Below are 12,127 nucleotides of genomic sequence, written 5' to 3'. Positions count from 1 at the left end.
TTTATGAAAAGAATATTCATTGGCTTTTTTATAATATTAATTTTGCCGTTTATTTCACATGCATCAGGTGGTTCGGTTTATTCACGGTTTGGAATAGGTGATTTATTTTTTAGCTATGATGCACGTAGAATGTCAATTGGTGAACTCGGAATAGCCCTGAAAGATATTGATTATCTCAGCTCTATAAATCCAGCAGGATGGTCTGCCCTCAAATTTACGCGCTTCGAAACCGGTGTTGTTTATCACGGCAACAATATTGCTTCGAATAGTTCATCAGTTTATCACTCTGATTTAATCATTCCGGGATTCATGCTTGGATTCCCGGTTTATCAGAAATATGGAATGAGCCTCGTTGCTGGAATTGTTCCGTATTCGAACGTCGATTACAAGCTTAGAGTGGTAACCGACTCTTCAATTGTAGGCGGATATACGACCGATTATGAAGGCAAAGGCGGAATTTCGAAAGTAATGATAGGCGGAACTTATCAGCTTCCATCTGGAACTGCCTTAGGTTTTTCGCTCGATTATTATAATGGAAAGATCTCAAGAACAACTTCAATTGATTTTACATCAAACGAAGACTTAATAAATGGTTCTTTTTCGGACGAGTATAGTTATATTGCAGCTGGATTAACAATAGGTGCAATTTCGCAAAATTTATCGAAAGTTTTGGGAATGAATATTTTCAGCGACCTGCGATTGGGAGCTTTTTACTCCAGTCCAGTCAATGTTAAAGTTGATAGTGTCAATAGTGCCACTACCGTAATCGGGACAGTAACTTCTTCTGAAGGAACAATATCGGAAAAATTTCCCGTCCGTTACGGCGCAGGTATTTCTTTTTTACTGAAAAACGATTACCGTATACTTGTCGATTATTTTCATCAATCATTTAGCGATTTTACGCATAACAATCTCAGATCCGATGTGATGCAGGACATAAATAAATACAGTCTCGGATTTGAATACAGAAAATCCGACGTTCGATCAAGCCGCTTCTGGGAACTGGTAATGCTCCGTCTTGGTTTAAGCTACGAACAATCTCAATATAAAATTAACGGAGAAGGAATCAATCAGATTTCAATTTATACTGGATTTTCGATCCCTCTGGATGTAGCAAACAGACTTGACTTTGCGTTCCAGTATGGTCGACGGGGTACTAAAGATAATAATTTATTACTCGAAAATATTTATAAATTTTCAGTAAGTTTAAGTATCGGAGAAATCTGGTTTATTAGACAAGATAGATAATAGAAAACAAATTAGGGGATTTACAAATTGAAACACTTAAAATATTTGCTGATAATGACCTATCTTTTAGGCGTTTCTTCATTATATGCCCAGAATCAATTGATGGCTAATTTTTCCTTATTCTACGAATACCACAAGAATAAAGATTATGTCAGCGCTGCACCTTTCGGGTGGAAGGTGATCAATGAAGACCCAACGCAATTTCTTAAATACAAAATATTTCCCAAAATGGAAGAAACACTCTGGTACTTGCACGATAGTACAAATGCTACCGATGAAGAAAAGAGAGCGCTTACAGACACAATCTATTACTTCTACGATAAAGCTATTCAATATGAAACGGATCTTGCAGGGTATTATTTAGCCCGTAAAGCTTACGTTATGGAAGTATGGGCAAACGAATCCAGCGACAAGATTATCCCAATCTACGAAGAAGCGATTGCTAAAGACCCTGAATTACCTGCGTTTTATAAAGATCGACTCGGAGTACTTTATATCAAAAATGCAACTGATGAAAATGGATATAAGTTGAAAGCATTAGACCTTTATTCCAAACTTTCTGAAGCTGAGCCTGATAATCCTGTCTGGATACAGAAATTAGAATCGATTGCTGAAAATATTGATGAACTGGTTGAAATTACTAAAAAGTCGTGGGAACTCGACAAGGAAAATCTTGAAAAAGCCTGGAAATATGCTTCAACCTGCATGAGAGCACAGAATTACGAAAAAGCTGTTGAGCCGCTTGAATTTTTAACACAAAAATCTCCTGATGTAATTAATTACTGGAAACAACTTGCAAGCGTTTATGATAAACTCGATAAGACCGACAAAGCAATTAACGCTTATAAAAAGGTAATTGAACTTCAACCCGACGGAAAAGAAAATTATGTTAATCTTGCTTTGATTTATAAAAGATTGGACCAGCTTTCTGTAGCCAGAACTTATCTGCAGAGAGCGTTGAAAATCGATCCTCAATGGGACTATCCTTATCTTATCGAAGCTCAATTGTATGAACAAGCTGCTCGTTCATGCGACTACGATTTTATGGCTAAGTGTGTTTATCAATTAGCAGTCGATACTTATAGAAAAGCAGCTTCTTTAGGCGGGCAATACGCTACCATAGCAGTAGATCGTATTAAAGCTTTACAAAATTCAGTCCCCACAAAAGAGGACTATTTCTTCAGAAAACTTAAATCTGGCGACGTTATCAAAATTGAAGGTCCCTGCTATGCTTGGATCGATAGGTCAATTCAGGTTCCGTAAAATATTCACAAACTAAAAAATTAATTGCCGCCTCGTAAAATGGGGCGGCATTTTTTTTATTCTTAAGCAATTCTACTGTTTCTAACGCAGTTCAAATTAATGTTAGTTTAACCGAAAGGAAAGCTTTATATTTGTGTGTTAAAAAAAAGTTAGGAAAAATTTATGCTTAATTATCTTACTAATGACCCAGAGATTTCAAAAATATTAAATCTAGAAATTGGAAGACAGGTAAATAATCTCGAATTAATTGCCTCTGAAAACTTTGTCAGTCTGGCAGTTTTAGCAGCTACGGGATCTGTTCTGACTAATAAATATGCAGAAGGTTATCCCGGTAAAAGATATTACGGTGGCTGTGAATATGTCGATATGGCAGAAGACTTAGCGCGTGAAAGGTTGAAAAAGTTGTTCAGTGCTGAATATGTTAACATTCAACCTCATAGCGGTTCTCAGGCAAATATGGCGGTATTTATGGCTCTTCTTAAGCCTGGAGATAAAATTCTTGGTTTAAGCCTCGACCAGGGCGGGCATCTTACGCACGGATCCCCGGTCAATTTTTCCGGACAAATTTATAATGCTGTTTCATATACTTTAAGTAAGGAAACTAAACTTCTCGACTATAACATTATTGAAGATATTGCAAAAAAAGAGAAACCAAAATTGATTGTTGCAGGTGCAAGTGCTTACTCGCGGGATTGGGACTACAAAAAATTCCGGGAAATTGCAGATAAAGTGGGTGCATTTTTAATGTGCGACATGGCGCATCCGGCAGGTCTTATTGCAAAGGGTTTGCTCAACAATCCACTTCCTTACTGCGACGTTGTTACTTCGACTACTCATAAGACTTTAAGAGGGCCTCGCGGTGGCGTCATACTGATCGGAAAAGACAGAGAAAATCCAATGGGTATTAAAACTCTCAAAGGCGATCGGCTAAAAATGATGTCCGAAATATTCGACGGTATGGTGATGCCAGGCATTCAAGGCGGACCTCTAATGCACGTTATTATGGCAAAAGCGGTTGCATTTGGCGAGGCTCTTCAGGATTCGTTTGGAATCTATGCTCGACAGGTAATCTCGAATGCAAAAACTCTTGCCGCAGAATTAAAGAGTTTAGGATACGAAGTTGTATCGGGCGGAACGGATAATCATCTGATGCTTATCGATCTATCCAGTAAAAATATCAGCGGCAAAAAAGCTGAGAATGCCCTTGGAATAGCTGGCATGACGGTCAATAAAAATATGATTCCTTTCGATACGAAAAGTCCATTTGTGACCAGCGGAATTAGAATTGGCACACCAGCTGTTACTACGCGAGGTATGAAAGAAAATGAAATGAAGATGATTGCTTCGTTTATCGACAGGGCAATTAAAAATGCGGATAACGAAGATGAATTAAATCGCATTAACTCAGAAGTTAAAGAACTTTGCTCGAAATTTCCGCTCTATCCGGAATTAATAAACGGTTAGTTAAGTGGCAGAAGATACAAAACTCCGGAATGATGAATACGCGTCTGGCGAAGTCGAAATGACTTTTCTGGAACACCTCGAAGAATTGAGGTGGAGAATAATTTACTCTTTGATTGGAATATTAATTGGAACAATAATCGCGTGGGTATTTATTGATTTTATTATTGACGGCATTCTTTTGTTGCCCGCGCGTCAGTCAAATATAAAACTCCAGAATTTAAAACCGTTCGGACAATTATTTTTATATTTTCAGGTAGCGATAATCGTTGGCTTGATAATCAGTTTTCCGAACGTTGTTTACCAATTCTGGAAATTCATTGCTCCGGCATTAAAGGAAAATGAAAAAAGATATATTACATCGATAGTTCTCTTTACCACATTTTGTTTTCTTGCGGGCGTCGTATTTGCATATTTTGTAATGCTGCCATTGACGCTGAAATTTGCAGCGGAATTTGGCTCCGAGGCGATTGAAAATAATTTTGCAATTGACGAGTACTTCTCGATTATCCTGAGCGTAATTATAGGTGCCGGATTGGTTTTCGAACTTCCAATGCTTTCATTTTTCCTGACCAAAATTGGCATACTAAATCCAGGCATAATGAGACGTTATCGTCGACATTCAATAGTAGCAATTTTAATACTCGCAGCAGTTTTAACTCCTGGTACCGATCCCGTATCTCAGATTATTCTGGCAGTTCCATTGGTTTTCTTATATGAAATAAGTATTTTAGTCTCAAAAATATTCCAAAAGAAAAATTGAGCATAAATACGCTTTCCGATATAATACACAGCGTCGATAAAGAACTAAAAGAATTCAATGCCGTATTTAAAAAGTCATTAAAATCGAATGTTGGCATTGTAGACCTTGTAACAAAATATATCCTTAAACAAAAGGGCAAAAAAATTCGACCCCTTCTGGTATTACTTTCCAGCAAAATATCTGGAGGTATTACAGAACGAAGCTACAGAGGTGCCGGACTTGTTGAATTACTGCATACGGCTACATTGGTGCACGATGATGTTGTGGATAACGCCGATACGAGACGAAATTTCCCGTCGATCAATGCTATATGGAAAAATAAAATTGCAGTTTTAATGGGAGACTATCTGCTGGCAAAGGGACTAATGTTAGCAGTTGAGTATGAAGACCACGATTTTCTAAAAGTAATTACCAATACTGTAAAAAGAATGTCGGAAGGTGAATTGCTCCAGATCAGGAAGACAAGAAAACTCAATAACGACGAGGCTACTTATTTCAGGATTATATCTGATAAAACGGCCTCTCTATTGTCGACGTGTTGTGAAATAGGGGCTATGGCTGCTACGAAGGACGAAAATAAAATAAAAGCCATGCATGAATTTGGTGAATACCTCGGCATTGCTTTTCAAATACGCGACGACATTCTCGACTTTATCGGCAAATCGAGTATACTTGGGAAGCCACTTGCAGGCGACATTCGAGAAAGAAAGCTTACTTTGCCTTTGATATATGCATTAAGTAAAGCCGACAAAGATGAATCTAAATCCGTTTTGAACTTAATTAAAAACGGAGGCAAAAATTTAGACGTCGATACTGTAATAGAATTTGTAAAAAAATACGACGGTATTAATTACGCAGAAGAAAAAGCTAATGAATACGCGCGTAAGGCATTGAGCTGTCTCGATATTTTCGAGGACTCAAACGCCAAGCATTCTCTCTCAGGGCTCGTTCATTTTGTAGTTGAACGAAAAAAATAATTTTAAATGAATTTTTGTTGGAATCTTGTTGTTGTGTATATTTGAATCTTGAATTCAGATAAATATACTCAATATCTTATTACTTTCAGAGACATTGATGAAAAAAAAATATTTGGATTATCTTCTAAAAGTTCGGTTGCCTCTGACATTATTTGTAATTATTTCAACATTTATCATTACCTATTACGTTTCTCGTCCTGAACGGGACGGACTTGGGTACAAACCCGAACAACCGATCAACTTTTCGCACAAACTACACGCAGGCGATATGGCAATCGATTGTCAGTATTGTCATATTAGCGTCGAGAAATCAAGATATGCTTCTATTCCTTCGGTCAATATTTGTATGAATTGCCACACTTATGCCCGCAAGGATAGTCCCGAAATAATTAAACTCACAAAATACTACGAAGAAAACAAACCAATTCCGTGGAAAAGAATTCATAAAGTACCCGATTACGCTTATTTCAACCATAGCGTACATGTTAACAAAGGAATTCAATGCGAAAGCTGTCACGGAGATGTTACTCAGATGGAAAAAATTTCCCAGGTAAGGCAGTTTACCATGGCGGCCTGTCTTGATTGCCATCGAAATCCACATGAAAATTTACCATATCTTAAAGTGGTGAACAACGGTCCGGAAAATTGCTATGCATGTCATAGATAAATGGAGAGCAAATGGAAAAAATTTATAAAAGAAGAAAATTTTTTGAAACGTTCGGCATTTTGTCGTTGGCAGGATTAGTTGCCGGTCTGCTACCTAAAAAGTTATTAAAGTTTATGCGTAAAAATAAAATAGAAGTAAGTATTCATAAAGACGCTGTTAAAAGAGTAAAATAAGGTTTTCAATCATGAACAAAAAAGATTTCTGGAAAAGCTTAAAAGACTATAACGATAGTGACGATATACGTAAGATTAAAGAGAACGAATTTATGGAAGGAGTTACGGACGATTTTGAACTTAGTAAATTAACGAAACTATCACGCAGAAAATTTCTTGCACTCGTTTCTGCAACGGCTGCTATAGGCACAACTGCGTGTACGGATTATCGCGATAAAGGGGAAATTGTTCCCTATAACAAAAAGCCAGAATATCTTCTTCTCGGAAAGGCAAACTACTATGCGTCTTCCTGCGCAGGCTGCTCAAATGCATGCGGCTTGTTGATTAAGACAAGAGAAGGAAGACCAATAAAAGTGGACGGAAATCCAGAACATCCAATTAATCGCGGTAAAGTTTGTGCTAAAGGTCAGGCTTCGATTTACAATTTATACGATCCCGAAAGACTTCAGTATCCACTGATTAATAGAAAAAAATCGAGCTGGAATAGAGTCGATTCGGAAATAGTTGATGCTTTGAAAAAAGCTTCGGATGAAAATAAAGAAATTGCTCTTTTTGTTGGAAGTATTAAATCCCCTTCCACTTTAAGAGTTCTGGAAAATTTTAAAAATAGATATCCTGTTACTAAAATTTATTCTTATCAACTTTTCAATGAAACGACACGCCAAAAGGCATGGGAAATTACTTACGGCACGAATGAATATCCAGCAATTCTCTGGGAAAAGGCAGATGTGATTTTAAGTATCGAAGGCGACTTTTTGGGCAATGAAGGTAATTACATCGAGAATACAAGAAAATTTTCGCAGGGTAGAAATATCGTTAATACCGGTAAACTTAACAGGTTGTATGTAGCTGAAAGCAGAATGAGTGTAACCGGAATGATGGCCGATTACAGATTGAGATTGAGCCCAACTAAACAATTCAAATTTTTAATGGGATTGGTAAATAATCTCTATAAAAAGGGGAGTAAAATTAAATTACCTCCCTACTTCGAATCGTATCTCAATAAATTTGACCTCGCAGAGTTTAAGAATAATGAGAAGGTAAAACTACTGATCGATGATCTGGACAGCAATAGAGGTAAATCTATCGTCTATGCAGGAAGTAATTTAGCTGTCGAAATCCATCTGGCTGTGAATTTATTGAATGAAATTTTGGATAATACAGATTTATATGACTCTAAATATTCGTTTGTAAATTTACTGCCTCTATCGGGAATGAATGACATACAGGAATTATGTGACAAAATGAAGGCAGGGAATGTCGGTGTGGTTATTCATTTAGATACAAATCCTGTTTTTCATCTGCCCTTAGATTATGGTTACTATGAAGCTCTGAAATCTGTTCCGACAGTAATTACAATTACAAGTACAAAAAGTGAAACTGCAGATCTGAGTAATTATGTGCTACCTGAAAGTACTCAATTCGAAAGCTGGGGCGATTTCTATGTGCGTAAGGGTGTTTATGGATTACAACAACCAGTTATTGCACCAATATTTGATACACGCCAGAAGGAGGCTATCCTTTTAAGATGGACGGAAGGAATAAAAGATAAATTTAATGACAGCAGGTACCGCGATTTTATTGCTGAAACGTGCAGAGAAGAAATTTATAACAAAATTAAACCTGCATCAGATTTCAAAGCATTCTGGTATGCAGCTCTCCACGATGGATTTGTCGAATTTAATGAAATTTTTGATAAACCTGAATATAACACTCGTTCTCTCGATGAGCTCATGAAGGCTAAAATTCTGGAGGGGGAATACACATTAATTATTACCGAAAGTTATTTCGTAGGCGATGGAAGATATGCCAACAACGGCTGGTTGCAGGAGTTACCTCATCCGGTAACAAAAGTAACCTGGGACAATTATTTATCGATATCTCCTGCAACAGCTAAGAAAATGAATCTTGATATGAACGATATGGCAGAAGTTGCGTACAATGGTACGAGCCTTAAGCTGCCAATATTTATTCAACCTGGCATGAGTGACGATACTTTTCACATCGAAGCAGGTTATGGCAGAAAAAGTGTGGGAGTTGTAGGTGAAGGAATTGGGTTTAATCCATTGGTATTCCTTACAAAAAATTCAAACAATTCACCTTTCATACTGACGGGGGTGAGTATTAAGAAAGCTGAAGGTAAATACACTTTAGCTTCAACTCAGGAACATCATTCACTTGACGATACATTTGTAAAAGATTTTCATCGTATCAGAAAAATTATTCAGGAAGGGACGCTACCTCAGTACCAAAAAAATCATCATTTCTTGCATGAAGAAAAACACGAACTCTTTAACATTACCGAAGAGTATAAATACGACGGTGTAAAATGGGCTATGGCAATCGATCTTAATAAATGTACAGGTTGTAATGTATGTGTAGCATCGTGTAGTGTCGAGAACAATGTGCCTGTTGTTGGAAAAGATCAGGTTGCAAAAGGGAGAGAAATGCAATGGATTCGAATTGACAGGTACTATTCCGGAACACCAGATGAGCCAATTGTAAGTAATCAGCCTATGTTATGTCAACATTGCGACAATGCGCCGTGCGAAAATGTATGTCCTGTTAATGCAACAAATCATAGCCCTGATGGCTTGAATCAGATGGTATACAATCGTTGCGTTGGTACAAGGTATTGCTCAAATAACTGTCCTTATAAAGTAAGAAGATTTAATTTTTATAACTACAGAGATCATTTCGCCGATTCATATTACGAAAACGAATTAACTTCTCTGGTCAATAATCCTGAAGTAACAGTGCGTTCCAGAGGTGTAATGGAAAAATGTACTTTCTGTATTCAAAGAATAATGGAAGCGCGTTCCGATGCAATAGCCAGAGGCGAGGAATTCTACGGAAAGGATATTCAAACAGCTTGTCAACAAGCATGTCCTTCCGAGGCAATCGTATTTGGTAATGTAAATGATCCGAATTCTGAAATCGCAAAATTAAGAAAGCACGAACTTGCATACCATGTGCTGGAAATATTGAATGTCAAACCGAATATTTCATATTTAGCAAAAATAAGGAATATCCATACGGAGGAAATTCAGTGAGTTCAGTCGACTATACGCATGAAGTTTCGGTTATAGAAGGAAGACCGCCGCTCAGGTCCCTTGACGACTTAATTTCAAAACCGCTGGAGACCAGACCAGATAAAAAGTTTTATATTGCTCTTTCAATTACGCTGTCGATGCTTGGACTGTTTGTTATTGGTCTCTTTATGACTTTTTATTACGGTATTGGAACCTGGGGCAATCAAATTCCAGTAGCGTGGGGATTTGGAATTGTGAATTTCGTTTTTTGGGTTGGTATTGGTCATGCAGGCACATTAATTTCGGCAATTCTTTTTTTGCTCAGGCAGAAATGGCGTACAGGAATTGCTCGCTTTGCAGAAGGGATGACCATATTTGCCGTAATGACTGCAGGAATCTTTCCTCTTATCCATACAGGAAGACCCTGGCTGGCTGGGTATCTCTTCCCTTATCCAAATCAACACTCAATCTGGGTTAATTTTACTTCACCACTCCTCTGGGATGTCTTTGCAGTCTCAACTTATTTCACTGTCTCTTTAATTTTCTGGTACGTAGGCTTAATCCCGGATTTTGCCACTTTAAGAGAAAAGACTTCGAATAAAATAAAAAAAATAGTTTATTCAATATTTAGTCTTGGTTGGAGATTTTCAAACCGGCATTGGCAGCATTACGAAATGGTTTATTTAATTTTAGCCGGATTTGCTACGCCACTTGTCCTCTCTGTTCACACGATCGTAAGTTTCGACTTTGCGGTATCGATTTTACCCGGCTGGCATACTACAATATTCCCGCCATATTTCGTAGCCGGTGCGGTTTTCTCTGGTTTTGCTATGGTTCAGAACGTTCTGATCTTCGTCAGAAAAATTTTCAATTACGAGCATATTATTACAATTGATACACTCGAAAGAATGAATAAAATAATTTTGCTTACAGGTTCGATGGTCGGGTATGCATATTCGATGGAGTTTTTTATTGCATGGTACAGCGGAGTTCAGCCTGAACAGTTCACGTTTATAAATAGAGCTTTTGGACCTTACGCATGGGCTTACTGGATTATGGTATCATGTAATGTTCTGGCACCTCAATTATTCTGGTTCAAAAAAATAAGAAGAACTATTCCAGTGATGTTTGTTATAGCTGTTTTTGTAAATATCGGCATGTGGTTTGAGCGATTTGTAATTGTTGTTACATCTTTGTCGAGAGATTATTTGCCTTCGAGCTGGCAGTATTTTACACCGAGTTTGGTTGACTTTATGATCTTAATTGGAAGCTTTGGATTCTTTTTTACCTGGATATTACTCTTTACGAAAGCCCTGCCAGTCGTTTCAATCGCAGAAGTAAAAGCGGTTGTCGATGGTTCTCAACCTTCTCATAAGGAGCATTGATAGATGAAAGATAAAATTTTATACGGATATGCAGCACTGTTTGATAATCCTGATGATATAATTAATGCAGCAGAAAAGGCAGCCGAAACAGGCTATAAAAAATACGACGTTCATTCTCCGTATCCAATTCACGGAATGCCAGAAGCCATGAAATTGCCGCCGTCGAAGCTTGGATATGTTGCTCTTGTCGTTGGACTTTCAGGAGCATTGACAGCATTACTATTGATGTACTGGATTTCCGCCGTCGACTATCCGATTATGATTGGTGGGAAACCGCTCTTTTCTTTTCCCGCATACGTGCCGGTAATTTTCGAGGTGACTGTCCTTTCGGCTTCAATTGCAACAGTGCTTACAATGCTCTTTATCTTTTTCAAACTTCCGAACAATGCTCATCCACTGCATGGCACCAGCTACATGAAGCAAGTTTCATCCGATAAATATGGTTTGTTTATTCAAGCAGAGGATGAAAAATTTAATGAAGAGGAAGTAAATAGTTTCCTCCTTTCGATAGGTGCAAAAGAAATCATTCCAATATTTTATGACGAAAATGAAGTTGCATACAAACCGAGATTGTTTGAGCCCAAATTTATCATGTTTTTGTTTGCTACCGCTATAATTACATCGGGCGCAACATATTTTACGCTCAATAAATTATTGTATATGGTACCATTTAACTGGATGATGGAGCAGGAAAAATTAACGCCTCAATCGACGAGTGCAATTTTCGCCGACGGGTTTGGAATGAGAACCCCTGTCGAAGGGGTGGTCGCAAGAGGCGAGGCATTTTATCCTTATAAAAATATGCCTGAAGAGGCAGCTGAAAAATTAATAAATCCTCTCCCTATGTCGATGAAAGTTCTTAAACTCGGCGAAAAGAAGTATGACATTTATTGTAGTCCCTGTCATGGTTATCATGCAGAGGGAGACAGCAGATTACGAGGTCAATTTCCTAATCCACCTTCGCTTCATTCAGAAAAAGTAAGGAACTGGAGTGACGGTAGAATTTTCCATGTTATTACAGAAGGTCAAAACGCTATGCCGTCCTATTCAACACAATTGAACGAAGAAGAAAGATGGGCGGTTATAAATTATATCAGAGCGTTGCAAAAAGCTTTGAATGCCAGAGATGCTGATCTAAATTGAGTAAAAAATTCGGAA

General features: G+C 37.7%; 10 protein-coding genes. All 10 read left to right on the top strand.

Features of this window, described 5'->3' with window-relative positions; translation table 11 throughout:
• Positions 1-3: 3 nt before the first annotated feature.
• Positions 4-1,248 (top strand): BamG-related protein, encoded by a 1,245-nt coding sequence (locus tag ACUN8G_RS11935; protein WP_437347157.1) that lies wholly within the window; start codon positions 4-6, stop codon positions 1,246-1,248.
• A 27-nt stretch (positions 1,249-1,275) separates the two neighbouring features.
• Complete coding sequence (locus ACUN8G_RS11930) at positions 1,276-2,511, top strand: tetratricopeptide repeat protein (protein ID WP_437347158.1); 1,236 nt, start codon at positions 1,276-1,278, stop codon at positions 2,509-2,511.
• A 162-nt stretch (positions 2,512-2,673) separates the two neighbouring features.
• Complete coding sequence (gene glyA, locus ACUN8G_RS11925; protein WP_437347159.1) at positions 2,674-3,975, top strand: serine hydroxymethyltransferase; 1,302 nt, start codon at positions 2,674-2,676, stop codon at positions 3,973-3,975.
• 4 nt (positions 3,976-3,979) lie between these two features.
• Complete coding sequence (gene tatC / locus ACUN8G_RS11920) at positions 3,980-4,735, top strand: twin-arginine translocase subunit TatC (protein WP_437347160.1); 756 nt, start codon at positions 3,980-3,982, stop codon at positions 4,733-4,735.
• Positions 4,732-5,712, top strand: coding sequence for a polyprenyl synthetase family protein (locus ACUN8G_RS11915; protein WP_437347161.1), 981 nt, complete (start codon positions 4,732-4,734; stop codon positions 5,710-5,712). The genes tatC and ACUN8G_RS11915 overlap by 4 nt, the downstream gene beginning before the upstream one ends.
• A gap of 97 nt (positions 5,713-5,809) precedes the next feature.
• Positions 5,810-6,379: a cytochrome c3 family protein gene (locus ACUN8G_RS11910; RefSeq protein ID WP_437347162.1), complete on the top strand. Its 570-nt coding sequence runs from the start codon at positions 5,810-5,812 to the stop codon at positions 6,377-6,379.
• Positions 6,380-6,390: 11 nt separating this feature from the next.
• Positions 6,391-6,552 carry a hypothetical protein gene (locus tag ACUN8G_RS11905; RefSeq protein ID WP_437347163.1) on the top strand — a complete coding sequence of 54 codons (162 nt, stop codon included), beginning with the start codon at positions 6,391-6,393 and terminating at the stop codon, positions 6,550-6,552.
• Positions 6,553-6,563: 11 nt separating this feature from the next.
• Entirely contained in the window at positions 6,564-9,605 is a 3,042-nt protein-coding gene (locus ACUN8G_RS11900) for a TAT-variant-translocated molybdopterin oxidoreductase (protein WP_437347164.1), read from the top strand.
• Complete coding sequence (gene nrfD / locus ACUN8G_RS11895; RefSeq protein WP_437347165.1) at positions 9,602-10,969, top strand: NrfD/PsrC family molybdoenzyme membrane anchor subunit; 1,368 nt, start codon at positions 9,602-9,604, stop codon at positions 10,967-10,969. Before ACUN8G_RS11900 ends, nrfD begins: the two co-directional genes overlap by 4 nt.
• Before the next feature lie 3 nt (positions 10,970-10,972).
• Positions 10,973-12,112, top strand: a complete 1,140-nt coding sequence (locus ACUN8G_RS11890; protein WP_437347166.1) for a quinol:electron acceptor oxidoreductase subunit ActD — start codon at positions 10,973-10,975, stop codon at positions 12,110-12,112.
• Positions 12,113-12,127: the final 15 nt, after the last annotated feature.

The sequence above is a fragment of the Melioribacter sulfuriphilus genome (genome assembly GCF_052656625.1).
This window is presented reverse-complemented; position numbering and strand designations above follow the sequence as displayed.

Excerpts from the sequence above, each read along its gene's own strand:
- ACUN8G_RS11935 (WP_437347157.1), top strand. The coding sequence starts at position 4 with ATGAAAAGAATATTCATTGGCTTTTTTATAATATTAATTTTGCCGTTT.
- glyA (WP_437347159.1), top strand. The coding sequence starts at position 2,674 with ATGCTTAATTATCTTACTAATGACCCAGAGATTTCAAAAATATTAAAT.
- ACUN8G_RS11910 (WP_437347162.1), top strand. The coding sequence starts at position 5,810 with ATGAAAAAAAAATATTTGGATTATCTTCTAAAAGTTCGGTTGCCTCTG.
- ACUN8G_RS11905 (WP_437347163.1), top strand. The coding sequence starts at position 6,391 with ATGGAAAAAATTTATAAAAGAAGAAAATTTTTTGAAACGTTCGGCATT.
- ACUN8G_RS11900 (WP_437347164.1), top strand. The coding sequence starts at position 6,564 with ATGAACAAAAAAGATTTCTGGAAAAGCTTAAAAGACTATAACGATAGT.
- ACUN8G_RS11890 (WP_437347166.1), top strand. The coding sequence starts at position 10,973 with ATGAAAGATAAAATTTTATACGGATATGCAGCACTGTTTGATAATCCT.